Source organism: Micromonospora sp. WMMA1947, assembly GCF_027497355.1.
In the GTDB taxonomy this organism is placed as follows: domain Bacteria; phylum Actinomycetota; class Actinomycetes; order Mycobacteriales; family Micromonosporaceae; genus Micromonospora.
Genome location: NZ_CP114909.1, coordinates 4,653,609 through 4,678,595, shown reverse-complemented (window position 1 = coordinate 4,678,595; position 24,987 = coordinate 4,653,609). Strand labels below are relative to the sequence as shown.

The following is a 24,987-nucleotide window of genomic DNA, read 5'->3' as shown; positions in this document are numbered from 1 at the left end:
CGGGAGTAGCCGGTGAGCGGCAACGACCCGCCGCGGGTGGCGCTGATCGGGGCGAACGGCCACGGCCGCTGGCACCGCCGGACCATCGCCGGGCTGCACGCGGCCGGGCGGGCGCGCCTGGTCGCGCTGGTCGACGTGCGCCCGCTGGAGGACGAACCGGAGGCACCGGTCCCACCGGGGGCCGGCGTGTTCACCGACCACTGGGCCATGCTCGCCGAGTCCCGGCCGGACGTGGTGGTGATATGCACGCCGCCGCACACCCACCTGCCGATCGCGCTCGACTCCCTCGCCGCCGGGGCCGACCTGCTGCTGGAGAAGCCGCCGGTGCTCGACCTCGCCGAACATCGGAGGCTCACCGCCGCCGCGCACGCCGCCGGCCGCGCCGTGCAGGTCAACTTCCAGGCGCTCGGCTCCGCCGCGCTGACCGAGCTGACCGGCGCGCTCGGCCGGCTCGGCCCGGTCACCGGCATCTCCACGCTCGCCGCCTGGCAACGCCCGGACGCCTACTACGCCCGCTCCCCCTGGGCCGGGCGGCGCACCGTCGACGGCCGCCCGGCGCTGGACGGCGCGCTCGCCAACCCGCTCGCACACGCGCTCATGCAGTGCCTGGCCGTCGCCGAATCGGTCACCGGCGCACCCGTCCGCCCGGCCCGGATCGCTGTGGAGCGCTACCGGGTCCGCCCGATCGAGGTGGACGACACCGCCGTGCTGCGGCTGACCCCGCACGCCGGGCCGCCGGTGCTGGCCGCGCTCACCCTCGCCGCCGAGGAACACGTCCCCGGGGAGGTGCTCGTCACCGGGGAACGGGGACGGGCGGTGCTGGAGTACCCGACCGACCGGCTGCGGCTACCAGGCGACGACGTCCCGCGCCCGGTGCCCGGCCGCCGCGGGCTGCTGGCGAACCTGCTCGACCACCGCGCCGACGGCACGCCGCTGATCGCGCCGCCGGCGCGTACCGAGCCGTTCACCGCGGTGCTGGACGCGCTGCGGGACGCCCCCCGACCCACGCTGCTCGGCGGGGACCTGGTGCGCGTGGCGGGCGACGGCCCGCAGCGGGTGCGGATGGTGCGGGGCGTCGGCGCGGTGCTGCGGGCCGCCGCGGAGAGCGGCGCGCTGCCGTCCGAGGCGGGCGTGCCGTGGGCGGTCACGCCGTACGTGGTGGACCTGGCCGCGCAGTGAATGTCCCTCCAGGAGAACGGAACGAGTCATGCGTACCCGAACCTCAGTCGTCGCGGCGCTGACCGCCGCGCTCGTCCTCACCACCGCCGCGCCCGCACCGGCCGCGCCCGGCAAGCCGTCCCGGGCCGCCGAGCTGATCGGCCGCCAGGCCCTCGCCGCGAACGACGGCTGGGCCGCCGCCGGCACCGGCACCACCGGCGGGTCGGCCGCCGCGCCGGACCGGGTGCACGTCGTGCGTACCCGGGCCGAGCTGGTCGCCGCGCTCGGCGGCGACAACGCCACGAACGCCGCCGACACCACCGCCAAGATCGTGTACGTGGCCGGAACAATCGACGGCTTCGAAGGCCCGGACGGCACGCCGCTGGACTGCGCCGACCTGGCCGACCCGGAGTACTCGCTGCCCGCCTACCTGGCCGCGTACGACCCGGCGACCTGGGGGCGGGTGAGCCCGAGCGGGCCGCTGGAGGCCGCCCGGGTGCGGTCGGTGGCCGCCCAGACCCGGCAGACCCAGATCAACGTCGGCTCCAACACGACGATCGTCGGCCTGCGCGGCGCCCGGCTCACCGGCCTGACGCTGATGATCGACCGGGTCGACAACGTCATCGTGCGCAACATCGAGTTCACCGACGCCCGCGACTGCTTCCCCGCCTGGTCCCCCACCGACGGCGACGAAGGCAACTGGAACTCCCAGTACGACCAGATCTCGGTGCGGCGCAGCGAACACGTCTGGATCGACCACAACACGTTCACCGACGGCGACAACCCGGACAGCGCCCAGCCCGTCTACTTCGGGCGGCCCTGGCAGGTGCACGACGGCTCGGTGGACGTCACGCACACCGCCAGCCTGGTCACCGTCTCGTGGAACCGGTTCACCGGCCGGGACAAGGTCATGCTCATCGGCTCGTCGAACACCGTCGGACCGGACGTGGGCCGGCTCGACGTCACCGTGCGGCACAACCTGTTCGACGGCACTCTGCAACGCCTGCCCCGGGTGCGGTTCGGCCGGGTCGACGTGCACGAGAACCACTACCGGCTCGGCGGGCCCGGCTTCGCGTACGCCCTCGGCGTCGGCGTGCAGTCCGCCCTGTACGCGGAGAACAACTTCTTCACGCTCACCGGCGACACCGCCCCGGCCGACCTGCTCTACGACTGGGGCGGCACCGCCCTCACCGAGCGCGGCAGCTGGGTCCGGCAGGGCGACCGCCTGCCCCGGCCGGTGAGCCTGCTCGCCGCGTACAACGCCGCCCACGACCCGGACCTCGGCGGCGACGCCGGATGGACGCCCACGCTGCGCGCCGCCCGGCCGCTGCCGGCCCCACTGGTCCCCCTCGCCGTCGACGCCTTCGCCGGTGCCGGGCGGCTGCCGCTCTGACCTGCCCCCGGGCCCGCACGCGTACCGCCCCGACGCCGTCGGGGTGACCGCCCGCTCGTCCCGGGCCGGCGTCCCCTGAAGGGTTCGCCGGCCCGGGACCGATGCGCCGCGCCGGGCCGCCGGCTGACACACCGCCGCCGATGCGCAATGATCACCTTTGACGGACATCGCCGCCGGGGGAATGAATCGGCGGCCACCGGGGACAACAGGGTGAGAATCAGGCGGTGACAGCGCGAGTGGGCGCCCAGGTCCGGGGACGGGCACGGGACGGAGGGCCGGACGTGACGGGTGAGACATCCGGCGACGTCGGCCCGGTCCTCACCATCGATCTGCCGGCCGACCCGGCCCGGCTCGCCGGCACGCGGGACCGGCTGCGCGCCTGGTTGCACGCCCAGGGCGTCGGCGACTGGGACGTCGACACCGTCCTCATCGCCACCGGCGAGGCGTGCGCCAACGCCATCGAGCACGGCTACCGCTTCGCCCCGGAGGGGATCACCACGCTGCGAGCCGAGCTGCGCGGCGACCGGCTGGAGATCGAGGTACGCGACCACGGCGGCTGGCGCCCGGCCGACGGCGACGACACCGGCGACCGGGGCCGCGGGCGGCTGATCATGGCGCGGGTGATGGACGAGGCCACCATCGTCGGCACGCCGGAGGGCACCTGCGTACGCCTGGTCAAGCACCTCACCCGCGACGTGAGCGGCCCGGCGGTCCCCCAACCTAGCGAAGATCAGCTATAAGGGACGCATGGAGTTCCCCGCGTACCTCGCCACCATGCCGATGCACGCGATCACCGAGATCCACGGTGAGCCCGGCCTGCTGGCCCGGTTCCGGCTGGAGATCGAGGCGTTCGACGAGGCCGACCGCGGGCGGTTGACCGAGGCCCTCGACCTGGCCGCCGACCTGCACCGCGACGACCGGCGGGTACGCGAGCCGTACCTCAACCACCTGCTGCGGGTGTCGATCCGGCTGATGCACCACTACCAGGTGCGGGACGTGGACGTGATCGTCGCCGGGTTGCTGCACGACGCGGTCGAGGACCACCCCGCCGAACTCGCCGGGCTCGACCCCGATTCCGGCGCGGACGCGACCCCGGCGGCGCTCGCCGCGCTGTCCGACCGGTTCGGGGCACGGGTCGCCCGGCTGGTCGCGGCGGTCACCAACCCGGCGTACGACCCGGACCGCGACCGCGACGAGCAGTACCGGGAACACGTGGCGGCCAGTCTCGAACGGGAGCCCTGGGCCCGGGTGATCAAGGTGTCCGACTTCACCGACAACGGCGTGGGCGTGATCCACACGGTCGGGCCGAAGGTGGCCCGCGCCGCCACGAAGTACCGTCCGCTGGTGCCGGTCTTCCGCGACCTGGTCGCCCGGCCGGACACGCCGTTGTCGGCGTCGGTCAAGCAACACATCCTCGCCCAGCTCGACCTGGCCGAGGAGCGCTTCAGCGCCATCCTCGACCCCCCGGGCTGACGCCCCCGCACCCTCCCCGCCCTCGCCCCGCCCCGCCCCGCCCGGCCCCACCCCGCTGATCATGAAGTTGACCGCCCGGAGAGCGCTCCCCACCCCGGCCAACTTCATGATCACCGCCCGGCCCGCTCGGCGTTGATCAAGGAGTTTGGGTCACTGTGGGGGCCGGATCCGGACGCAAACTCCTTGATCGCTCGCTGATTTCAGGCGTCTGGGCGGCACGTTCGAGGTCGGCGCGGGGGTCGCCGGGTCAGCCGGTGGCGGGTGGGCCGCCTACCCGTCCGCCCAGCACCGCGGCGACGCGGTCGCGCAGGGCGGACAGCCGTTCCGTGTCGTCGCGCAGCACCACCCGGAGCGTCTCGTGACCACCGGCGGCGACCGCGCCGAGCACGTCGAGCAGCGTGCCGAGATGGGCGGGCGGCTCGTCGGCGAGCAGGTCCGCCGCATCGGACACGACCACCGTCAGCGGACCGGCGTCGAGGCGGTCGGCGAGCGCGTCGGCGAGGGCGTCCCAGTTGCGGCCGTACCAGCCGGGCAGCGCCAGCGCCCCGGCCAGCGCCTCGTGCAACCCGGCGCGGGTGCGGGCCTGCTCGCCGGACATCAGCACGCCGCCCGGCAGCGCCCCGCCACCCGACTGCGGGTCACCGCCCGAGCCGGGTACGGCCGCGCCGCCGTCCGGCTCGGGCGACGCGCCGTCGTACACGAGCCAGGCCGGTGCATGCGGGGACGCCGCGCCCATGTTTCCGTCCTTTCCCGACGGCGCCGGCCGGGGTGACCCCGGCCGGCGTCGAGGCTGCTCAGAGCCGGTAGAAGTTGGCGTAGTGGTCGGGTGAGAACCAGGTCGCCCCGGTGCTCTTGTTGACCACGATCCGGTACGCGTCCCGGGAGGCGTTGCAGGCGCGCGGGTAGACGTCGTACTCGTAGTAGGTCGCGCCGGTGGGGAGTTGCCCCTCGTAGTTGTAGAACCGGCCGCCAGCGAAGTTGCAGGTGCCGCCGCTCCACGAGTACCAGCCGCGGCTGGTCGGGAAGCTCTTGGCCGACCAGCCGGACCGGGCGGTGCGCGCGTCCGCGCAGCGGGACTGCGTGCAGGAGCCGTACACGGCTGCCGCCGCGGGTTCGGCGAGCCGGGTGGACACGGTGGACGGGGCGACGAGCGCGGCGGCGGCCACGGCGGTGACCAGGGCGGACGCGGCGAGGGCGCGGCGTACGCGGGTGACGGCGGCGCGGAACGGGGTCAAGGGATCCTCCTTGAACGGGACGACAGCGCATCGATCGACATTGATGGTCGATCGATGCTCAGTCTGTCGAGGATCCTGCCCGCGGTACAGCCCCGATCCGGCGACGGCATCCCGAATCCCGCGTGAACACACGACGGCGGGTGCGGACGGACGACCCGCCCGTCCGCACCCGCCGCGTGGGAGCTAGCGCGTGTACGCCTGGAACTCGGCGATCCGCACGTTCTGCGCCTGCGGGCTGGCGGTGGCGCAGTCCGTCGCCGCCCGCGGGTCGTCGTCCTGCTCACCGGCGTAGTCCGGCGCGCCGGTGCACTGGTTGGTCAGCACCTCGACACGCAGGTGCGTGGCGGTGGTGCGCGGGATGTCGAACGACCGCATGATCAGCTCGGGTGCCCGGGGACGCGGCGCCACCGACGGGAAGGCGTCCGGCTTGCTGGTGTAGACCGGCCGGAAGTCCGCCGCGTCGGCGCACGTCACCGGTCCCTGCGCGGTGCAGGCCAGGACCCGGAACTGCCGCAGCGCGGAGTACCGGCTCTGGGTGCCGGCGTCCGCGTCACCGGTGACGGCCGGGCGCAGCATCGCGCTGACCTGCACCCGGCGTACCTGCTGCACGCCGCCGGCCAGGTCGACGGTGACCTGCCGGCCGGCGACCGGCGCGCCGAGTGAGGCCCAGTTGGTGGCCTCGTCGTCGTCGGCGATCTGCGGCAGGTTGATCCCGTCACCGGCGACCGTCGCGCCGGTGGTCGCCGAGGCCAGGTTGGGTCGCAACGTCACCGGCAGCGTCCGGTTCTGGCCCGCCTTGACCGTCACCGGGCCGATCCGGGTGTGCCCGTAGCCGGGGGCCCGCACCACGAACTCGTACGTGCCGGGCACCAGGTCGACCCGGTCGGTCAGCGGGGTCGCCGCGTCGGTGTCCGCGACCGGCACGGCCCGCGCCTGGTAGCGCCCGACGAACAGCTGCGCACCGGCCACCGGCCCGCGCTCACCGATCGGCAGGAGCCGCAGCGAGCCCTCCCGGGCGTACGGGGAGGTGAAGCCCGGGGTGGGGTCCGGGTCGGTGTGGCCTACGCTGGCCGCGCCCTCCCCCAGGCCGCGCTTGGCGAACGCGTTCCAGAGCAGCTCCTGGTTGGCGCCGCCGAAGCGGATCCGGTCGGCGGCGAGCATCGCGTCCCGGGCGTCGACCATGCTGACCTGGCTGACCGACATCAGCAGGAACGAGTCGAAGACCAGCTGGATCCAGCGCCGGTTGCCGGGGCAGGCGGTCACGTCGCGGGCACCGGTCGCGCACGCCTTCTGGATCGCTGGGGTGCCGCTGCCCCAGCGGCGCATCATGGCCGCGCGGATGTCGGCGTTGGTGGCGCTCCACACCTCGCCGGAGGCGTGCACCTGGAGGCCGACGAAGTCGTAGTCGAGCGAGCTGTAGTTCAGCGGACTGTCGCTCATGTTGTAGTTGCGGATGCCGGCGTTCGGGTCCTGCGTGGTGTACTCGCCGATGGTGAAGCCGCGCCGGCCGGGCGCGGCGTACCCGTGCTCGAACAGGTACTCCACCGCGAGCTGGTCCGACCAGCTCTCGCTCATGCCCTGCGGCGTGCTGACCCCGGCGCTCGGGCCGGCGATCATGCGGTTGGTGACCGCGTGGCCGTACTCGTGGGCGATCACCGACATGTCGAAGTCGCCGTCGACGCAGGGCGCGTAGAACGAGCCGGCGGTGGGCTGCCACAGGTACATGTTGGTGGTCGGCGCGACGCCGTCCGGCGGGGTGATCTGGTTGGCGTTGTTGCGGGCCGGGAACGTCGGCGGGCCGCCGCTGACGCCACCGGCCTGGGCGTTGCCCTGCTCGGGATCGTTACCGAGCCCGCCGCGGCCGAGGTTGTCCTGCTGCATGTTCCAGGTCTCCTCGGTGAACCCGAGGTGGTACGTCCAGTCGTGCATCCGGTTGTGCATCGCGAACAGGTTCGCCCGCGCCGCGTCGATGTCGTTGGCGCGCGGCGAGGTGAACACCTCCGGGTTGCAGCGCTGCTCCTGCCACTGGTTCGTCCACGGGTAGTCGTACCTGCGGTCCGGGCGGGGCGTGGCGGTCTCGGTGCCGACGCTGAACGGGTCGTTGCTGAACCAGTTCTGCACGGCGATCGCGTTGTTGCCCTTGGTCGTGTTTGTGGACTCACCGGTCGCCGGGTCCACGTCCCAGGCCGGGTGCCCGGGCACGCCCACCACCTCGGCGCAGCCGCGCGCCGGGACGGCGCACCACCGCTTGCGGGTGTCGACCGAGGACCTGTCGACCCGGGGCGAGTTCGGGAAGACCTCCCAGGACGGGTGGTCCGCGGCGTGGTCGATCAGGTCCTCGCGTACCAGCACGGCGCCGTCGCGGGCGTCCACGTAGGTGGAGTAGGCGGCCGGGTCCGCGCCGGTGGTGTCCGCGCCGAGGACCACCTCCCACGCCGCGCGCGGCCCACGGTCCGCGGTGGGCACCGCGACCAACGAGGTACGCACGACCTGCGCGTCGGCGCGGCCGGCGTCCGCGATGGCAGCCTTGCGGGCCTGCTCGGCGCTGATCGTCGCCGGGGCCGGCGTACCGGCGTCGCGGGCCAGCGAGGAGCTGACGTGCCACACCGCTCCGTCGCGTACGCCGACCGAGAGCATGCCGTCGACGGCGGCCGGCAGGTCGCCGAAGCGCTGCCGGAACAGCACCGTCGCGCCCTGCCCCATCGGCGCCACCGTCAGCAGCTCCAGCGCGGCGGCGCCCTCGGCGGTCAGCCCCAGCACGTCCCGGTTGGCGGCCACGTACGCGCGCGCGGCGGCGGCCGGGTCGGCGGGCAGACCGGTGGCGAGCGGCTTGCCGGTCGAGGTGAGCGTGGCGGGCGTACCGAAGTCGGACCAGCGCACGCGCGCGCCGAGCGCGGCGGCCCGGTCCCGCTGCCGGTCGCTGGCGGCGACGCGGCCCTTGCGGTTGTCCTGGGCCTTGGTGTCGTGCCGGTCGCCCGGCAGGTGGTCGGGTGGCGCCTGGGTTCGGGTCTGTTCCCGGGGTGCCGCCTGGCCGCCGCCGGCGGCGGTCAGGACCAGACCGGCTGCCAGCAGCAGCGCGGTGGTCCCCGTCAACGCACGGGATGGTGTGCGCACGGTCCCTCCTGTCATCGTCGAACAGCGATGTCCGTTCCGCCATCCGACCAGGACGATCGACGCGCCGACACCATCCGAACATCCATAAATGTTGCTGCGTCGATTTCTTCGCCCGGCAACAGAGATGCGCCACCACACGGCACGTCAGGCAGAGCCACCAGCGCTCCGCACCGAGTCCTCGTCGGCCCGTTGTCGAAGGTCCTCCTTAACTGGATGGCCGAACGTCGCTTGAATCCAGGGCCGAGGACTGGCGCTGCAACAACACCGCAGGGGTCGCTCTACCGGCCTTCGGGAGTAGGCGCCTCACCTGCTCCACCGCCCCCCCGCGGACACCGAGGCTCTGCCGCGCTGCCCGGTAGAAGCCGTCACGACCGACGTCGGCCCGATGAATCATCCCCGATACGTCCGTTGGGGGAAGGGGAAGCGCACGCGCCGCCGACTCGATGTCGCGCACGGCGTGCCGCCACTCAGCAGCAGCGCGGACGGTGATCTCATCACCAAGGAGCAGCACCGCCTCCCAGGCCAGGGTATGCCGGACGTCCGCCTCCGCCAGCCGAGCCAGTCCTTCGTTCCGGTCCATCGCCGGTCGCCTCGCGTTAGGCCGATGCTCTCCGAGCATTCGGGTGGCCACGGCGTGGATCTCTTTGACCGCTTTCGTCAATTCCACATATGCGTCTAGACGCCGCTCGTCCCACCTGACCGTCTGCGTCCGGCGCCACCGGGTTCGCTCGTTCAGGCCCGTGGCGAGCATCGTGCCCACAGTACCGACCAGGACACCGAGCAGAGCGGGTAACTGCGTCGCCAGGATCTCCAGCACGTTCATGAACCGCCATCCCGCCTGAATTCTGTGGATCACCACGCTATCGCGGGTTGGCGGCTCGTATTGAGCTCGACACGACCGGCGACTGCGCAGTGTGGATGCCGGTCGGACGGAATCGACCCCCAATGGCTGCGGCCCAAACTCTCGGATCGGCGATGAAGATGCCCTTGCCTCGGTGCCGCCGGATCACGCCAAGCGCTTCCAACCGCACGTAGACCATCAGTCTTGGGTGCCGGCGAACAGGGTCCAGGCGTCGATCTCGGTCGGGGCGAGGGGCCGCGCCGGCAGATACGACGCCAGGTCGCGGAAGTCGGCCACGGCGTTGTGCACGCACACCGCGAGCGAGAAGTGCAGCAGTTCCCGCGCCGCCTGCGCGTCCGGGGCCGTGACGTCGTCGAGCAGTGGACTGCGCAGGTCGAGCGCGAACACCACGTGGCAGGCGCTCTGGTCGGCCTTCACGACGCAGTAGTAGCGCCCGGCCCCGGCCAGCCGGTTTCTGATGTTCGCCCAGGCCATCGCCCCGGAGATGTCCGGCACGTCGGCGCCGGCCACGCACGCCATCCGGAAGACCCAGCGGGCCGGGTCGTCCGGCGACACCGCGCCGTAGACCAGTACCAGGCCGCCGCGGTGGAACACGGCGAAGCCCTGCACGTCCGGGGTGAGGTGCAGGAAGTCCGGGGTCCAGACCCGGTCGTACTGCCGCTCGGCGAGGGACCGCAGGTAGTGCACGGTGCGGCCGGCGGTGTGGCGAGCGTCTACGCCCATGCGGTCTGGCCCTCCCCCGAAGGATCGCGGAGCTTCACGCTACGAAGCGCTTCGAACACGGATCAAGGTGTGCCGATCGACTCTGGATGGTCGGTCCCGTGAACGGGACCGACGCCGGTCGAGTCCCACGGATAGGACTACGAGGCGGCTCGTCCGATCGGTCAGCAGGCCGGGCGGAGGCGCCGTGCGCGCGGCTGCGCGCGTACACCGGCCGGGGTTGTTAGCGTTGTTCGCGGACCGCCACGGCGATCCGGCCACCCCTCGCCCGACGGCCCGCGCGTCCCGGTGACGCCGCGGGACGCGGTGCTGCCGTCCGGCATGGAGGGGGTGCGATGACCGCGGTGCCGGAGGAGCCCGGGCCGGGCGACGGCCGGCCCAAGCCCGGCGCGCCGGTGGACAGCCGGCGGCGGCGCTGGGCCGGACGGGCGCGGGCGCTCGGCGAGGCGGCGCGGGTGCGGACCCGGCGGTTCTGGGACGGCGCGCAGCCGACGCTGCGGCAACTGTGGTGGACCGAGGAACCACCGACGCCGGTGACCACCGTCGACAGGCGCACCCCGGAGCCGCTCACGGTGCCGGCGCAGGGGCAGGTGTACGTGTTCCTGGTCCGCGCCACCTACACCTGGTCGTCGGACTCGGCCCGGCCGGAGCTGTTCGGCTGGTACGTGGACTACTTCCAGCAACAGGCCGCGCAGCGCCTGCACCGGCTGGCGGTGCGGTGCGCGGCAGAGGTGCCACCGCACCGTCCGCGCGACCTGCACGCCGCGTTGACCGCCGCGCTCGCCGAGGACGACCCACCACCCTGGACGTACGCGCGCGGCGAGGTGACGTTCGCCTGCGAGCCGGACGTCACAGTGCACCTGGACGAGCGGGTGCGCAAGCTGCTCCAGCCGTACTGGGAGCAGCGCATCGCGCTGGAGTGCGAGCGTGACCTGGCCCGCCGCCGCGCCGAGTACGCCGAGGAACGTGAGCGGCGCGACCGCCCGCCGGATGGGCCGCCCGCGACACGAGGGGCCGGCACGAGCGGGCCGGCGGCCACGACCGCGCCGGCCGACGGGAGTGAGCCGGCGGGACGGGCGCGGCGTGGGTCGCGGCCGGACGGGCCGGTGGAGTCGTTCACCCCGCTGGAGCCGCTGCTCCCCCCACCCGCGCCGCGCCCGGCCCCGGGACAGCGGCCACCCCGGCCGGACGGCCCGGAGCCGCCCCGGGTCTGAGCCCGGACGGTCAGCCCGCGACGGCGGCCCCGTCGGGGCGGGTCCGGCGGGCGGCCAGGTACGCGGCGAGCCCGGTGGCGTCCTCGGTGGCCAGGAACGCGCCGCGCGCGTTGACCAGGGTCTCGTCGGCGTGGGTCAGGCAGCCCCACGCCGTGTCGCCCCACGAGTCGGCGAGCTTGACCTCGGCCGGCTCGACACAGGGCTCGCCCCGCGGCCCGCCGATCTGGCAGTGCCCGGGGGCGCCGTCACGCCGGGCCGCGACCTGGGCGGCCCGGCGAACCGGCGCGGGCCGCCCGTCCGGGTCGGCGGGCGGGGCGGGCACGACGCACGGCCTGGTGAACAGGATCGTGTTGCCGTCGGGATCGACGGTGCGGCACTCCCCTCCCGGCACGTGGTCGACGGGGTGACCGGCTGCTGCCAGGCGTTCGGCGGTGGCGGCGACGTCGTCGACATGGAGGTACAGCGCGGCCGGGACCGGGGTGCCCTCGACCAGCAGCAGCGTCAGGTCGCCGCAGCGCAGGGGCGTCCGGCCGGCCGCTCCGGGCCGCCCGGTGTAGCCGAACAACGCGTAGAACCGGCCGGCCGCGTCGACGTCGTCGACGTACAGCACCGGCACCTGAGCCTGCACCCCACCGCGCACCGCGCCACTCTACCCATTGACGCTCCGCGAATCACGTGTTGCAGATCGGGTTTTCGGCCCGGCGACTGACGCCCCGGCTCAGCAGCCGTTGGTGCTCTTCTGGTTGCGCTTCAGCCCGTCTGACCAGGTCACGCCCTGCACGACGGCCACCACCACGCTGCCGTTGTGGATCTGCTCGTAGTGCAGGTGCGGGCTGAGGTCGTACTTCGCCGACGTCGCGCCGACCCGGCCGATGACGTCGCCGCGCTTCACGGTGTCACCGGCGGCCACCGCGCGTGAGTTGAGGTGGGCGTACCGGGTGCGCCAGCCGTCGCCGTGCCCGATGACGATGGTGTTCCCGTAGCCGGAGGTGGTGGAGTAGTACGACTCGAGCACGGTGCCGGCGGCGCTGGCGACCGTCCGGCGGTTGAGGTCGTCCGGGCTGCCGTTGGCGTCGTAGTGGTTCCAGTCGATGGCGTGGGCCGGGCTGTGCCCGTTCCAGTTGTTGCCCTGCCAGGTCTGGCCGCACAGGAACGGCATCCGGAAGCCCGGCCGGGCGGCCTGCGCGGGCTGCACACCGAGCATCGTGCCCGCGACGACGGCGACAGTGAGTATCGCGGGCACGCGCATCCGGGCAGCGGTGAACGTCAGGGACATCGCCTCTCCTCTTCATCGACAACGATGTAGATCGATGCTAGGGCGACCCCGGGGTCGGGTAAATAGCTACACGCATGAATGTCAGAGCAAAAGTTTTCTACATCCGGTCATCCGCGGGCGCGGGGTCGGCGGTGGCCGGGCCGGGCGCGCGTACGGCAGAATCGCGGGCCATGGAGGCGGCCACGATCCTCACCGCGCTCGCCGACCTGGCACCGGCCGGCGCCGAGCGGATCTTCGACGTCTCCGGCGCCGGTCGTCCGCTGATCTGGCTGGCCGAGCCCGACCGCGCGCCGCGCGACGCCACGCTGGACCGCCTGGCGGCGCTGGACGCGCTGCACCGCGACCAGCGGATCCTGCGCCGGGGCCTGGCCTTCGTCATCGGCGCGGCCGACCTCGACGGTGGCCGCCGCCGGGTCCGCGTGCCGTTGCTGGCCCAGCCGGTACGCCTGGAGCGCACCAGCCGCAGCTACCGGATCGTGCCCGCCGGAGACCTGGAACTGACCTCGCTCGTCGAGGACCGGGATCTCGCCGGCCGGCTGGAGGCCGCCCCAGGGCTGGCCGGGCCGGGCTGGCTCGGCGCGCCCGGCACCAAGGCGTGGATCACCGCCGCCGCCGAAGCCGCCGGTCTGAAACCGGTGACGGTGCAGGCGCGGCCACCCCGCCGCATCGACGACGACCAACTGGTCGGCGTCGCCGCCGCGGCGCTGTTCACCACCCGCGACGTGCTGGCCGGCCGGCTACGCGACACACTGCTCGCCTGGGCGGCCCGGCCCGGACTGGCCGACACGGCGCTGAGCCGGCTCTACACCGGCCGGGGCGACTCCACGCCCAGCGGCACCGACGCCCAGGGCGACGACACCGATGCCGAGGTGCTGTCGCCGCTGCCGTTGAACGCGGCCCAGCGTGAACTGGTGCGGCGGACCCGTACCGAGCCGGTCGTGGTCGTCTCGGGCGCGCCGGGCAACGGCAAGAGCCACGCCCTGGTCGCCGCCGCGCTGGACGCCGTGGACCGGGGCGGGTCGGTGCTCGTGGCCACCCAGTCGGTGCACGCCGCCGACGTGCTCGGTGACCTGCTGCGCCGGCACAGCGGCCCGGCGCCGGTGCTGTTCGGCGACGCCGAGCGCCGCGAGACGATCGCCGCCGACCTGGCCGGCGGTGCGGCCGCCGGAACTGACGACGCCACACTGCGCGACGCCGACGCCGCCGTGGCGGCCGCCCGCGACCGGGTGGCCGCCCTGTCCGAGGGGATCGGCGTCGCCCTCGACGAGGAGCGCCGCGCCGCCGCGCTGCCCGACTGGCAGCCGTTGCTGCCCGCGCTGAGCCGGGACGTGCCCCGCCTGTTCGACCCGGAGGTCGACCTGGACGCGGTCCGGTCCGCGCTGTCGGCGGCCACGGCGTCCGGTGACGGCTGGTGGCGGCACTGGCAGCGGGCCCGCGCCGGTAGGCGGCTACGCCGGCTCAGCGGCGACAACGTACCCGTGGAGCGGCTGCGCACCGCGTTGGACGCGGCGGGCGCGGTACGGGCGGCGGCGCGGCTGGCCGCCACCGGCGGGACCGATCTGGCCGCTGCGTGGCGTGCCCTGACGACGGCGGAAGCCGCGCTCGCGGAGGCCGTCGGAACGGCGATGCGCCACCGGGCGACGAGCGCGCATCGGTGGAGCGACGCGGCGCGGCGCGCCACCGGTGGACTGGCCGCCGCGCTGCGGGCCGGGCGGAACCGCCGCCGCGAACTGCTGGCCGGGCTGGACGCCCAGGCGCTGGTACGGGCGCTGCCGCTCTGGGTGGGCACTGTCACCGACGTCGAGGACCTGCTGCCCCCGGTGCCCGGGATGTTCGACCTGGTGGTGCTGGACGAGGCGGCGCACATCGACCAGTTGCGGGCGGCGCCGGCGCTGGCCCGGGCGCGGCGTGCGCTGGTGGCCGGCGACCCCCGCCAGTTGCGGTTCGTGTCGTTCGTGGCCGACGTGGACGTGGTCGCCACCCTGCGCCGGCACGGTCTGGACCGGTTCGGCGACCGGCTCGACGTCCGCCGCTCCAGCGCCTTCGACGTGGCCGCCGGCGCCGCCCCGGTCACCTGGCTGGGAGAGCACCACCGGTCCGTGCCGCACCTGATCGGGTTCTCCGCGCGCCGGTTCTACGGCGATCGGCTGGAACTGGTCACCCGGCATCCGCGCAACGAGCGCGCCGACGTCATCGACGTGGTGACAGTGGACGGGGCGAGCGTGGTCGACGGGGTCAACCAGGCCGAGGTCACCGCCGTCCTCGACCTCGTACGGCGGTTCGCCGACGCTCCCCCGGCGGGCGGGATCGCCGTGGTGAGCCCGTTCCGCGCGCAGGCGGACGCAATCGAGACGGCGTTGCTGGCCGCGTACGACGTCGACGAGATCGAGCGTCTCGGGCTGCGGTCGGGCACCGTGCACGGGTTGCAGGGCAGCGAGGCGGACGTGGTGATCGCGTCGCTCGGGCTGGTGGACGACGATCCGCCGTCGCGACACCGGTTCGCCGCCGGGCCGAACCTGTTCAACGTGCTGGTCACCCGGGCTCGGAGACGGCTGGCGGTGGTCACCTCGCTGCGTTCACCGGAGGGCCTGGTGGGTGACTTCCTGGCCTACCCGGGCCGGCCGCCTGCCGCACCGGAGGCGGAGCTGGCGGAGGAGCTGCGCCGGCTCGGGCTGCCGGTGCGGCCCGGCTATCCGGTGGGCCGGTGGCGCGTCGACCTCTGCGTGGGCACGGACTCCGACGCGGTCGGGGTGGTCTGCGCGGTGCACCCGGACGGGGTTGCGGCGCATCTGGAGCGGCAGCGCACGTTGATCCGGGCCGGGTGGCGGCTGCACGAGGCGTTCGCCAGCCGCTGGTCGGGCGACCCGATCCGAGCCGCCCTGGACCTGGCGTCCCGCATCGGCGCGGACGGACCGGGCAACGGCGGGCCCGGCAGCGGCAGCGCGTCCGACACCGACGGCGGGTCCGGCGGCAGAGGCGGCGCCGCGCGGGCCTACGGTCAGCCAACCAGAGCGGCGTAGCGGCCGCGCCGGTCCAGCAGCGCGTCGTGGGTGCCGGACTCGACGATCCGGCCGTGGTCGAGCACGGCGATGCGGTCGGCGTCGCGGACCGTGGAGAGCCGGTGCGCGATGGTCACCACGGTCCGGCCCCGGGCCAGCTCGTCCAGCGCCCGCTGGACCGCGCGCTCGGTCTCGGTGTCCAGCGCGCTCGTCGCCTCGTCCAGCACCAGGATCCGCGGGTCGCGCAGCAGGGTCCGGGCGATCGCGAGGCGCTGCTGCTCGCCGCCGGAGAACCGGTGGCCGCGTGAGCCGACCATGGTGTCGTACCCGTCGGGCAGCGCGCTGACGAGGTCGTGGATGCGGGCGGCGCGGGCGGCGGCCTCGATGTCGGCGTCGGTGGCGTCCGGGCGCGCGTACCGGAGGTTGTCCCGCACGGTGCCGTGCAGCAGGTACGTCTCCTGGCTGACCACGCCCACGACGGCGGCCAGGTCGGCCGGGCGCAGGTCGCGCAGGTCGATCCCGTCGATGGTGATACGGCCGGCGTCCGGGTCGTGCAGGCGGCTGATCAGCGCGGCGAGCGTGCTCTTGCCGGACCCGGTCTCCCCCACCAGGGCGAGGCTGGTGCCGGCCGGGACGTCCAGGCTGACGCCGGCCAGGGCGGCGGTGTCGCTGCCCGGGTAGCTGAAGGTGACGTCCTCGATCCGCAGGTGGCCGCGGGCGGTGGCCGGGTCCAGCGGGACCGGGCGGTCCGGCTCGGCGACCTCGACGGGCAGGTCGAGGTATTCGAAGATGCGGGCGAACAGGGCGAGGGACGCGGTGAGCGTGACGCCCACGTTGAGCAGCCCCATCAGCGGCCGGAACAGGTTGCCCTGCAGCGCAGTGAACGCGACGAGCGTGCCGATGGTGAGCGTGCCGGCGGTGCCGGGCAGCCCGGCGCCGAGGTAGATCACCGCGGGGATGGCGGCGAAGACGATGCTCATGGCGGCCATCCGCCAGCGTCCGGCCAGCTCGGAGCGCAGTTCCAGGTCGACCAGGCGGGCCGAGGAGGCGGTGAACCGGTCGACCAGGGCCGGGCCGGTGCCGAGCGTCTTGGCCAGCCGGACGCCGCTCACGGACAGCCCTTCCTCGATCGTCACGGTGAGGTCGGCGAGTTCGCGCTGACGCTGGGCGGTGATCTCCCGGCGCAGCCGGGCGACCCGGCGGGTGAGCCAGAGCGCGGGCGGCAGCACGACCGCCGAGACGAGCGTGAGCCGCCAGCTCAGCGCCAGCATGGCGATCGTGGTGGCGACCACTGTGGTGAGGTTGGCGGCGATCGAGGTGGCGGTGGAGGTGACCACCGCCTGCATGCCGCCGATGTCGTTGGTGATGCGCGACTGGACCTCGCCGGTGCGGGTACGCACGAAGAAGCCGATCGACTGCCGCTGGAGGTGGGCGAAGACGTCGGTGCGTAGCCGATGCATGACCTGCTGACCGACGCGGGTGGAGATCCAGGTCTGCGCGACGCCGAGCACGGCGGTGACCGCGGCGACCGCGACCATGCCCGCGACCAGCCAGGCCAGCAGCGTCAGGTCACGCTCGGGCAGGGCCTTGTCGATCACGGTACGCAGCAGGAACGGCGTCGCCATCGCGATGATCGAGGACGCCACGATGATCGCCACCACGGTGGCGAGCGGGCCGCGGTGGGCGGTGAACAGACCGCCGATGCGGCGCAGGGACACCGAGCGGGCCTGGGCCTTCTCGGCGGGGGAAACGGTCCGGCCGTCACGGCGGCCGTCGGGGATGCGATCCAAGGGTGCTCCTCATGCGGGGGGCGGGGGACGATGCTGAGGTTACCTCAACATGAGGGAACAACACGAAAGCCTGTTACCGTATTCCCCGTGAGCGGCAGCGACGAGAGCCTGGCCGAGACGTTCTGGGCGGTGACCCGCCGGCTGCGGCACCAGACCAAGGGCGCGCTCGAACCGTGGGAGATCAGCCCCGGGCAGGCGCGGGCGCTCGGCGTGCTGATGCGTCACGGCGCGCTGCGGCCCGGCGCGCTCGCCGAGCACCTGCGCATCGCCCCGCGCTCGGCCACCGAGGTGGTCGACGGGTTGCAGGAGCGCGGCCTGGTCGAGCGCCGGCCCGACCCGGCCGACCGGCGGGCCACGCTGGTCGCCCCGACCGCCGAGGGCGAGCGGGTGGGCACGGCGATCCGGCAGGCGCGGGCCACCGAGGCGGAACGGTTCTTCGGCGTGCTCACGCCCGACGACCGGGCCGAGCTGGCCCGGATCCTGCGCCGCCTGCGCGAGGACTAGGACCAGATCCCCGGCCTCCCCGGTTTCACCCGTTCCGGGTGAGACGACAGGCCCCGCTGCGGGGAATAGCGCCATCGGAAGGAGGGCCGATGGTCGACGCCACCGAAGAGTTCTTCCGGGGCCTGGGGCAGCGCCGGCAGCGCGGGCTGACAGCGCTCCACGAGGGCACCGTCCGGTTCGACCTCGCCGATGACGGGTCGGTCGACCACTGGCTGGTCTCCATCGCCCGGGGCGAGGTCACCGCGGCGCGGCAGGCCACCGGTGGGGACGCGGTCGTCCGGGCGGACCGGGCCGTCTTCGACCGGATCGCGCGGGGCGAGTCGTACTTCCTGACCACGGTCCTGCGCGGCGAGGCCGAGGTGGAGGGCAGCCCGCGGCTGTTCGCGACCGTGCGCCGGCTGTTCCCCTCCCCGCCCGGCTCGCGCCCGGAACGACACCGGGGAGACGACGATGGGTGACGACCACGTCGGCATCTTCGACGGGACGATCTTCCTGGTCTCTGACCGGGCGGGTGACATCGTCCCGGCCGCCGACGCCACCCACGGCCTGTTCGCCCACGACACCCGCCTGCTGTCCCGGTGGCAGCTCACCATCGACGGCGAGCCGCTCAGCACGCTGTCCATCGACGACATCCAGTACTTCGAGAACCGGTTCTACCTGGTTCCGGGCAGTCAGGACGTCTACGTCAACAGCACGCTGGAGGTGCGCCGGACCCACAGGCTCGACACCGGGCTCCAGGAGGACCTGCTCCTGGTCAACAACGACCGGCTGCCCGTCGACCTGACCGTACGGATCGAGGTGGACGCGGACTTCGCGGACCTCTTCGCGGTCAAGGAGGGCACGACGAACCGCGAGGGGCGGCACTACCGACGGGTCGACGGCCCGCGACTCGTCCTGGGTTACCAGCGCGAACGCTACCGCCGCGAGACGATCGTGTCCGCGACGGCACCGGCGGAGGTGGACGAGAACGGCCTGACGCTGCGCGTGCACATCGAACCGCACGGCCGGTGGCAGACCCGGCTGACCGCCGAGCCGGACCTCCCCCTGCCCCGCGGTCTGGAGCGGCTGCGCCTGCCGGGACGGGCCGCCGACGCCGAGCGGAACAAGGCAGGCGAACTACGGGAGTGGCTGGACCGGGCGCCGCGACTGGAGACCAGCTGGGGACCGTTGCAGAACACCTACCGGCAGAGCCTGATCGACCTGGCCGCGCTGCGGTTCAGCCCGTTCCTCGCCGGGACCGGGTGTGTGCTGGCCGCCGGGCTGCCCTGGTTCATGTGCCTGTTCGGCCGCGACAGCATCCTCACCAGCCTCCAGGCGCTGCCGTTCGCACCCGAACTCGCCGCCACCACGCTCACCGTGCTCGCCTTCCGACAGGGCAGCCGGATCGACGACTTCCGGGAGGAGGAGCCGGGTCGGATCCTGCACGAGATGCGCTACGGCGAGCTGACCGTCTTCGACGAGACACCGCACAGCCCCTACTTCGGCAGCGCGGACGCCACTCCCCTGTTCCTCGTGCTGCTCGACGAGTACGAGCGGTGGACCGGCGACGCCGCCCTCGTACGCGCGGTGGAGCAGGAGGCGCGGGCGGCCGTCGACTGGATCGACCACTACGCCGACCGGGCCGGCAACGGCTACGTCTCCTACGAGCGGCGCAACCCGGTGAACGGTCTGGAGAACCAGTGCTGGAAGGACTCGTGGGACAGCATCTCCCACCGCGACGGCCGCCTGCCGGGCTTCCCGCGTGCCACCTGCGAACTCCAGGGGTACGCGTACGACGCGAAGGTGCGCACCGCCCGGCTGGCCCGCGAGATCTGGCACGACCCGGCGTACGCGGACCGGCTGGAGCGGGACGCCGCCGACCTCAAGCGCCGCTTCAACCACGACTTCTGGATCGACGACGGCGAGTACATGGCACTGGCGCTGGACGGCGACGGCCGCCGGGTGGACGCCCTGTCGTCGAACATCGGCCACCTGCTGTGGAGCGGCATCGTCGAGGAGCCGAAGGCCGAGGCCCTGGTGCGGCACCTGATGTCACCGGCGATGTTCAGCGGCTGGGGTGTCCGCACGCTGGCCGAGGGCGAGGCCCGCTACAACCCGGTGGGCTACCACGTCGGGACCATCTGGCCGTTCGACAACTCGTTCATCGCCTGGGGCCTGCGGCGCTACGGCTACGCCGAGGAGGCGGCCCGCATCGCGGCCGGCATCCTGGACGCGGCGGCCTTCTACGACGGCCGGCTGCCGGAGGCGTTCGCCGGGCACGCCCGGTCCGAGACCCGCTACCCGATCCGGTACCCGACCGCGTGCAGCCCGCAGGCCTGGTCGGCCGGGGCGCCACTGCTGCTCCTGCGGACGATGCTCGGCCTCCGGCCGGTCGGCGACGATCTCGTGGCCCGGCCCGCCCTGCCTGCTAGCCTCGACTACGTGGCGCTGCTCGATGTCCCCGGCCGCTGGGGACGCCGGGACGCCTTCGGCAGGAGCACCGCCGCCGGCGGCCTGAGCCGCTACGAGCTGGCGCCGCAGCAGCTCTCCGCACCGTGACGGGACCGACATGCAGCGCATCGACTGGGCACACACCGCGGTCGTGGGCGTCCACTGGCAACACGAGGTGGTCAGCCCGGACGGCGTCTTCGGCCCGTTCTTCGCCGGCCAGGTGGCCCGGCACGGCGTGGCGGCGAACGCGGCCCGGGTCGCCGCCGCCGCGCGGGCGGCGGGCGGCCTCGTGGTCTTCACCCGCGTCGCCTACCGGCCCGGCTATCCCGACCTGATCGCCAACACCCCGAGCTTCGCCATGATCGCCGAGCGCGGGGCGTTCCTGGAGGGCGACCCGAAGACCCGGATCGTCGACGAGGTCGCGCGACAGCCCGGCGACGTCGTCGTCACCTCCACCCGGCTCGGCGGATTCTCCGGCACCGAACTGGACCTGATCCTGCGCGGCCGGGGCGTGCGGACCGTCGTGTTCACCGGCGTCGCGACGAACCTGGCCGTCGCCTCCACCGCCTACCAGGCGGTCGACAACGGGTACCGCGTCGTCACCGTCTCCGACGCGTGCACGGCGGCCACCGACGAGCTACACGACGCCTACCTGAGCACGCTGGGCCAGCTCGGCGAGGTGGTCACCACCGGCGAGATCGCCTGACCGGCCGCCGGGGCGCTCAGCGCAGGCCGGCGGGGCGCTCAGCGCAGGCCGGCGGCGATCGCGTCGACCAGCAGCGCGCCCAGCATGCGCGCCATCACGGCGCGGGCGGCCTCCACGTCGAGCCCCATCGAGTCGCGCATCATCGACCACGAAGACCAGGTGCCGGCCACCGTCAGCGCGTCCAGCAACTGCGCCCGCCCCGGCCCGGCCTGCGCCAGCTCCGGGGCGAACACCGCCTCGATCTCCTGCCGGACCCGGGTGACCGCCGCCTCCCGGTTGCGCCGCAACTGCGGGGAGAACGGCTCCCGCAGCGCCGACGCGCGAGCCGAGGGCGCCAGCACCTCCAGCAGCCGGGCGCGCTGGTCGCAGAACGCGGCGATCCGGGCGGTCAGCGGCAGCTCCGGCGGCACCGGCTGCCAGAGCGCGGCCTGCCGTTCGCCGACCCGCCGCCCGGTCGCGGCGAACAGCGTCTCCATGTCCTTGAAGTTGGTCCAGAGCGTGCGCAGCGACACCCCGGCCCGCTCGGCGATCCGTTCCCCGGTGGGCCGCAGGTCACCGGAGTCGATCAGGGCCAGGTGCGCCTCCACGATCGCGGCCCGGGTCCGCTCGGCCCGCGCCGCCCGGCCGTCCACCCGCTCCGGCGGGTCGGTCTCCAGCTCGATCATGGGTACGGGATCTCCTGTTGCTCGTCTGCCGGCGGCCACTCTACGTGCGTGTCGCCGGGCGGCCGGCACCCGGCCACCCGGCGACAGCACCGTGGTCAGGACGTCGGAACGGCGTCCGCCGGCGGGTTCGTCGGCGGCTCGGTGAACTCGGTGACGGCGCCGTCACCGTCGTCGGTGGTGTACGCGGGGCCGAAGTACGCCTGCGCGCCGTTGCTCACCTTGGTGAGCCGGACGCCGCCGTAGCCGGCGTGCACGCCGTCGGCGTACCGGAAGGGGACCAGGCCGGGCCCGCGGAAGCCGCCCTTGCGCACGGCCTCGACCAGCTTCTCCCGGGTGGGGTCGGGCCCGGCGGCGAGCATGGCCTGCACGAACGTGTACGCCATCGAGTAGCCGTAGATCGCGTTGCCGTCGACCGGGTTGCCCGCGTTGTACTTCTGGTGGATCTTGGTGAACTCCTGGATCCACGGGTTCGCGGTGTCGCCCACCATGGGCAGGTAGTTGTCGGCGACCATGCCCTCGAGGATCACCTTCTTGTCGCCGAGCTGCGCGGACAGCGTGGTGTAGTCGGCGCCCACGTTGGACACCACCCACTGCGCCTTGAAGCCCTGCCCGGCGGCCTGGCCCATGGCGAGCGCGGTGAAGCCGGGGATGGTCGCCGAGATGACCACCTGGCAGCCGGCCGCGCGCAGCGCGCCGATCGCCGGGCCGACCTGCTGGTTGGTGGTGGTGTACGTCTGCTTCGCCGCGACCGGGCCGAGGACCTGCTCGACGCCGGCCAGCGAGTCCCGCCCGAAGTCGTCGTTCTGCCCGAAGTGGCAGACCTTCGCGCCGGGGAACTCCTTCTTGACGTAGGTGGCCAGGATCTTGCCCTCGACCGTGTAGTCGGGCTGCCAGCCGAACGTCGTCGGGTACTTGTCCGGCTGGTTCCAGTTGCGGCTGCCGGAGGCGACGAACAGGTCCGGCACCTTCTGCGTCTTGACGAACTCCAGCACGTTCGTGTGCGTCGGCGTGCCCAGGCCGCCGAGCAGCGCGAAGACCTTGTCGTCGAGCACCAGCTTGCGGACCACGTTCTCGGTGTTGGCCGGGTTGTAGCCGTCGTCCATGACCTTGTAGACGATCTTCCGGCCGTGCACGCCGCCCTTGGCGTTGACGTGCTCGAAGTACGCCTTGGTGGCGGCGGAGATCTTCGAGTAGCCGGGGGCGGCCGGTCCGGTGAGCGGTTGGTGGGTGCCGATGACGACCTCGGAGTCGCTGACGCCGGGGACGTTCTCGGCGGCCTGCTTCTCGTCGTCGGCGCAGGCAGGCAACGCGGCCAGCAGGGCCAGGCCGGCGGCGGCCGCGAGAACGCGGCGGGTGGTGGGGCGCATGGTTCTCCATTCCGGTGCGACGGTGCGAACGGTGTGGGTGGAACCGGTGAGGTCAGCGGTCCGGCGACCGGCGGGGGGTACGGCGGCGGCGGAGCACCGCGCGCAGCCGGGTGCCGACGGCACGCACCCCGCCCTGGAGGCCGCCCGGTGCGGCGAGCATGACGACGATGAGGATCAGGCCGAACACTGCGAGCGCGAGGTTGCCCTCGAGCCGCTGGGCCAGCCCGGCGGACAGGCTGAGATGCTCGGTGAGCAGGCCGGGCAGGTCCTGGAGCGCGACCAGCAGCACCGCTCCCCAGATCGCGCCGGCCAGGCTGCCCAGCCCGCCGATCACGATCGCCATCAGCAGGAACAGCGACAGGTCCAGCGGGAACTTGCCGGGCGCGACGGTGGCGGTGAGCAGGGCGTACACGGCACCGCCCAGCCCGGCGCAGGCGGCGCTCACCACGAACGCGAGCACCTGCGTGCGGGCCACCGGGATGCCGGCGAGCCGGGCCGCGACCTCGTCGTCGCGGACCGCCCGCAGGGACCGGCCGAAGCGGCTGCGCACCAGGTTGGCCAGCAGCAGCATGGTGAGCAGCGCGGCGGCCAGCGCGATCCAGGCCAGCCAGCGTTCCGGCTGGAAGTAGGCGCCGAGCGCGGCCGGTGGCGTCTGCGCCGGGAACGACAGGCCCTGTTCGCCGTTGAACACGCCGGTGAAGATCGTGGTGACCGCCGGGACGAGCGTCGCCACGGCGAGCGTCACGCCGGCCAGGTAGGGGCCGCGCAGCCGGGCTGCCGCCAGCCCGACGACGAGCCCGCCGAGCGCTGTCACCGCGACGGCGACCAGCAGCGACGCGGGCAGCGTCCACCAGCCGCGTACCGCCCGCTCGTCCAGGGCCTGCTGGGTCAGGGCCATCGTGTACGCGCCGGTGGCCATCAGCGCGCCGTGCCCGAGTGACAGCTGGCCGTTGAGCCCGACCAGCACGGTGTGCCCGGCGGTGACGCAGAGGAACGCGCAGACGCGCGCCACCTGGAGATTCTGGTACGGCGCGAGCTGGTTGGTCACCAGCACGACGAGCGTGCCGGCGAACACCGCCACGGCGAGGTGGCGCAGCAGCGTTGAGCCGCGTGCCTCGCGTCCGGCCGGCGCGCCGGGGAGCAGCCGGCGCAGCGGGGACGGCGCCGCAGCCGCGATCTTGGTGGGGGTGCTCGTCACACGTGCCTCGCTCTCGCCGCGGAGAAGAGCCCGCCGGGGCGGACCAGCAGGACGGCCAGCAGCAGCACCAGGACGGCCAGCGGTGTGGTGTCCGGTCCCAGGTAGCCGGTGACGTAGGACAGGATCAGCCCGACCAGCAGGCCGCCGACCACCGCGCCCACCGGGCTGTCCAGGCCACCGACCACGGCGGCGGTGAACGCGACCACGAAGACCAGGTCCATGGCGTGCGAGTGCAGGCCGAGTCCGGTGGGGACGACCAGCATCCCGGCGAGCGCGCCGACGCCCGCCGCCAGCGCCCAACCCAGCGTGAGCATCCGGCCGACGCTGACGCCGAGCAGCCGGGACACCTCGGGTGCGAACGCGGCGGCCCGCATCCGCAACCCCACTGGGGTACGGGTGAACAGCACCGCGAGCAGCGCCACCACAGTCAGCGCCGCGCCGAGCACCCACAGGTCGTACGGGGACAGCGCGGCCACCCCGGCGATGGTGAGCGCGTCGGTGTCGAACGGTGCCGGGGCGGGCCGGTAGTCGTTGCCGAAGACCATGCCGAGCACGGCCTGGATGACGAGCACCAGCCCGAGCGCGACGATCACCTGGTTGAGCGGGCCGCCGGGACCGGCGAAGCGCATCAGCACCCGCTCCACGAGCGCGCCCAGGGCCAGTCCGGACAGGATCGCGGCGGCCAGGCCGAGCCAGTACGAGCCGGTGGCGGACACGACCGCGTACCCGACGTAGGCGGTGGCCACCGCCATCGCGCCCTGGGCGAAGTTGACCACCCGGGCGGCCCGCCAGATGAGCACCAGCGCGAGCGCGAACGCCGCGTACACCGCCCCGGAGGCGAACCCGTCGAAGGTGAGGAACCAGAACCGCTCCATCGCGACCC

At 73.8% G+C, this 24,987-nt stretch carries 22 protein-coding genes; 10 read left to right on the top strand and 12 right to left on the bottom strand.

Translation table 11 applies throughout. The features are described from left to right. Positions 1-12 precede the first annotated feature (12 nt). The 4 genes from O7604_RS22045 to O7604_RS22030 all read left to right on the top strand — a co-directional run bounded on the left by O7604_RS22045 (position 13) and on the right by O7604_RS22030 (position 4,024). Positions 13-1,179, top strand: a complete 1,167-nt coding sequence (locus O7604_RS22045) for a Gfo/Idh/MocA family oxidoreductase (protein ID WP_269705661.1) — start codon at positions 13-15, stop codon at positions 1,177-1,179. Between the two features lie 28 nt (positions 1,180-1,207). After that, the gene (locus tag O7604_RS22040; protein ID WP_281577617.1) at positions 1,208-2,551 is read left to right on the top strand and encodes a pectate lyase; all 1,344 of its coding nucleotides are present in this window, start codon (positions 1,208-1,210) and stop codon (positions 2,549-2,551) included. Positions 2,552-2,832: 281 nt separating this feature from the next. Next, complete coding sequence (locus tag O7604_RS22035) at positions 2,833-3,291, top strand: ATP-binding protein (RefSeq protein ID WP_269705659.1); 459 nt, start codon at positions 2,833-2,835, stop codon at positions 3,289-3,291. Positions 3,292-3,298: 7 nt separating this feature from the next. Continuing rightward, positions 3,299-4,024 carry an HD domain-containing protein gene (locus tag O7604_RS22030; RefSeq protein WP_269705658.1) on the top strand — a complete coding sequence of 242 codons (726 nt, stop codon included), beginning with the start codon at positions 3,299-3,301 and terminating at the stop codon, positions 4,022-4,024. A 247-nt stretch (positions 4,025-4,271) separates the two neighbouring features. Here the strand turns inward: O7604_RS22030 and O7604_RS22025 are convergent, their stop codons facing one another. From O7604_RS22025 to O7604_RS22005, 5 genes are all read right to left on the bottom strand, one after another. Then, complete coding sequence (locus O7604_RS22025) at positions 4,272-4,760, bottom strand: barstar family protein (RefSeq protein WP_281577616.1); 489 nt, start codon at positions 4,758-4,760, stop codon at positions 4,272-4,274. Between the two features lie 58 nt (positions 4,761-4,818). Beyond that, complete coding sequence (locus tag O7604_RS22020; protein WP_269705656.1) at positions 4,819-5,259, bottom strand: ribonuclease domain-containing protein; 441 nt, start codon at positions 5,257-5,259, stop codon at positions 4,819-4,821. Between the two features lie 183 nt (positions 5,260-5,442). Continuing rightward, positions 5,443-8,352 (bottom strand): M36 family metallopeptidase, encoded by a 2,910-nt coding sequence (locus tag O7604_RS22015; RefSeq protein ID WP_281577615.1) that lies wholly within the window; start codon positions 8,350-8,352, stop codon positions 5,443-5,445. Between the two features lie 226 nt (positions 8,353-8,578). Continuing rightward, a complete protein-coding gene (locus tag O7604_RS22010) occupies positions 8,579-9,196 on the bottom strand; it encodes a hypothetical protein (RefSeq protein ID WP_281577614.1) in 618 nt (205 codons plus the stop codon). A 216-nt stretch (positions 9,197-9,412) separates the two neighbouring features. Beyond that, the gene (locus O7604_RS22005; protein ID WP_281577613.1) at positions 9,413-9,958 is read right to left on the bottom strand and encodes a hypothetical protein; all 546 of its coding nucleotides are present in this window, start codon (positions 9,956-9,958) and stop codon (positions 9,413-9,415) included. 332 nt (positions 9,959-10,290) lie between these two features. Between O7604_RS22005 and O7604_RS22000 the strand changes: the two genes are divergently transcribed. Continuing rightward, complete coding sequence (locus tag O7604_RS22000) at positions 10,291-11,169, top strand: hypothetical protein (protein ID WP_281577612.1); 879 nt, start codon at positions 10,291-10,293, stop codon at positions 11,167-11,169. 10 nt (positions 11,170-11,179) lie between these two features. Here O7604_RS22000 and O7604_RS21995 read toward each other — a convergent pair whose 3' ends face one another. Beyond that, entirely contained in the window at positions 11,180-11,809 is a 630-nt protein-coding gene (locus tag O7604_RS21995; RefSeq protein ID WP_281577611.1) for a VOC family protein, read from the bottom strand. Positions 11,810-11,887: 78 nt separating this feature from the next. Beyond that, positions 11,888-12,445, bottom strand: a complete 558-nt coding sequence (locus tag O7604_RS21990; protein ID WP_281577610.1) for a M23 family metallopeptidase — start codon at positions 12,443-12,445, stop codon at positions 11,888-11,890. A 170-nt stretch (positions 12,446-12,615) separates the two neighbouring features. Between O7604_RS21990 and O7604_RS21985 the strand changes: the two genes are divergently transcribed. Next, positions 12,616-15,465 (top strand): AAA domain-containing protein, encoded by a 2,850-nt coding sequence (locus O7604_RS21985; RefSeq protein WP_281577609.1) that lies wholly within the window; start codon positions 12,616-12,618, stop codon positions 15,463-15,465. On the opposite strand, the gene O7604_RS21980 is transcribed toward O7604_RS21985, so the two are convergent. Continuing rightward, positions 15,444-17,234: an ABC transporter ATP-binding protein gene (locus O7604_RS21980; RefSeq protein WP_281577608.1), complete on the bottom strand. Its 1,791-nt coding sequence runs from the start codon at positions 17,232-17,234 to the stop codon at positions 15,444-15,446. The two genes, O7604_RS21985 and O7604_RS21980, sit on opposite strands and share 22 nt — an antisense overlap. 87 nt (positions 17,235-17,321) lie before the next feature. On the opposite strand from O7604_RS21980, the gene O7604_RS21975 reads away from it, so the two are divergent. The 4 genes from O7604_RS21975 (at position 17,322) to O7604_RS21960 (ending at position 20,874) form a co-directional block, all read left to right on the top strand. Continuing rightward, on the top strand, positions 17,322-17,738 hold the full coding sequence (locus tag O7604_RS21975) for a MarR family transcriptional regulator (RefSeq protein ID WP_269705646.1): 417 nt from the start codon (positions 17,322-17,324) through the stop codon (positions 17,736-17,738). An 89-nt stretch (positions 17,739-17,827) separates the two neighbouring features. Then, entirely contained in the window at positions 17,828-18,196 is a 369-nt protein-coding gene (locus tag O7604_RS21970) for an SCP2 sterol-binding domain-containing protein (RefSeq protein WP_269705645.1), read from the top strand. Beyond that, the gene (locus O7604_RS21965) at positions 18,189-20,276 is read left to right on the top strand and encodes a glycogen debranching N-terminal domain-containing protein (protein WP_281577607.1); all 2,088 of its coding nucleotides are present in this window, start codon (positions 18,189-18,191) and stop codon (positions 20,274-20,276) included. Before O7604_RS21970 ends, O7604_RS21965 begins: the two co-directional genes overlap by 8 nt. A 10-nt stretch (positions 20,277-20,286) precedes the next feature. Continuing rightward, entirely contained in the window at positions 20,287-20,874 is a 588-nt protein-coding gene (locus O7604_RS21960; RefSeq protein ID WP_281577606.1) for a cysteine hydrolase, read from the top strand. A 38-nt stretch (positions 20,875-20,912) separates the two neighbouring features. Here O7604_RS21960 and O7604_RS21955 read toward each other — a convergent pair whose 3' ends face one another. From O7604_RS21955 to O7604_RS21940, 4 genes are all read right to left on the bottom strand, one after another. Then, entirely contained in the window at positions 20,913-21,539 is a 627-nt protein-coding gene (locus tag O7604_RS21955) for a TetR/AcrR family transcriptional regulator (RefSeq protein ID WP_281577605.1), read from the bottom strand. Positions 21,540-21,634: 95 nt separating this feature from the next. Beyond that, positions 21,635-22,906: an ABC transporter substrate-binding protein gene (locus tag O7604_RS21950; protein WP_281577604.1), complete on the bottom strand. Its 1,272-nt coding sequence runs from the start codon at positions 22,904-22,906 to the stop codon at positions 21,635-21,637. Positions 22,907-22,958: 52 nt separating this feature from the next. Further along, positions 22,959-24,104, bottom strand: coding sequence for a branched-chain amino acid ABC transporter permease (locus O7604_RS21945; protein WP_281577603.1), 1,146 nt, complete (start codon positions 24,102-24,104; stop codon positions 22,959-22,961). Beyond that, on the bottom strand, positions 24,101-24,979 hold the full coding sequence (locus O7604_RS21940) for a branched-chain amino acid ABC transporter permease (protein ID WP_269705639.1): 879 nt from the start codon (positions 24,977-24,979) through the stop codon (positions 24,101-24,103). Before O7604_RS21940 ends, O7604_RS21945 begins: the two co-directional genes overlap by 4 nt. Positions 24,980-24,987: the final 8 nt, after the last annotated feature.

Bases quoted from the DNA above. Each gene is read 5' to 3' on its own strand.
- O7604_RS22040 (WP_281577617.1), top strand. From the start codon at position 1,208: ATGCGTACCCGAACCTCAGTCGTCGCGGCGCTGACCGCCGCGCTCGTC.
- O7604_RS22030 (WP_269705658.1), top strand. From the start codon at position 3,299: ATGGAGTTCCCCGCGTACCTCGCCACCATGCCGATGCACGCGATCACC.
- O7604_RS22025 (WP_281577616.1), bottom strand. From the start codon at position 4,760: ATGGGCGCGGCGTCCCCGCATGCACCGGCCTGGCTCGTGTACGACGGC.
- O7604_RS22010 (WP_281577614.1), bottom strand. From the start codon at position 9,196: ATGAACGTGCTGGAGATCCTGGCGACGCAGTTACCCGCTCTGCTCGGT.
- O7604_RS22005 (WP_281577613.1), bottom strand. From the start codon at position 9,958: ATGGGCGTAGACGCTCGCCACACCGCCGGCCGCACCGTGCACTACCTG.
- O7604_RS22000 (WP_281577612.1), top strand. From the start codon at position 10,291: ATGACCGCGGTGCCGGAGGAGCCCGGGCCGGGCGACGGCCGGCCCAAG.
- O7604_RS21990 (WP_281577610.1), bottom strand. From the start codon at position 12,445: ATGTCCCTGACGTTCACCGCTGCCCGGATGCGCGTGCCCGCGATACTC.
- O7604_RS21985 (WP_281577609.1), top strand. From the start codon at position 12,616: ATGGAGGCGGCCACGATCCTCACCGCGCTCGCCGACCTGGCACCGGCC.
- O7604_RS21970 (WP_269705645.1), top strand. From the start codon at position 17,828: ATGGTCGACGCCACCGAAGAGTTCTTCCGGGGCCTGGGGCAGCGCCGG.
- O7604_RS21965 (WP_281577607.1), top strand. From the start codon at position 18,189: ATGGGTGACGACCACGTCGGCATCTTCGACGGGACGATCTTCCTGGTC.
- O7604_RS21960 (WP_281577606.1), top strand. From the start codon at position 20,287: ATGCAGCGCATCGACTGGGCACACACCGCGGTCGTGGGCGTCCACTGG.
- O7604_RS21955 (WP_281577605.1), bottom strand. From the start codon at position 21,539: ATGATCGAGCTGGAGACCGACCCGCCGGAGCGGGTGGACGGCCGGGCG.
- O7604_RS21950 (WP_281577604.1), bottom strand. From the start codon at position 22,906: ATGCGCCCCACCACCCGCCGCGTTCTCGCGGCCGCCGCCGGCCTGGCC.
- O7604_RS21940 (WP_269705639.1), bottom strand. From the start codon at position 24,979: ATGGAGCGGTTCTGGTTCCTCACCTTCGACGGGTTCGCCTCCGGGGCG.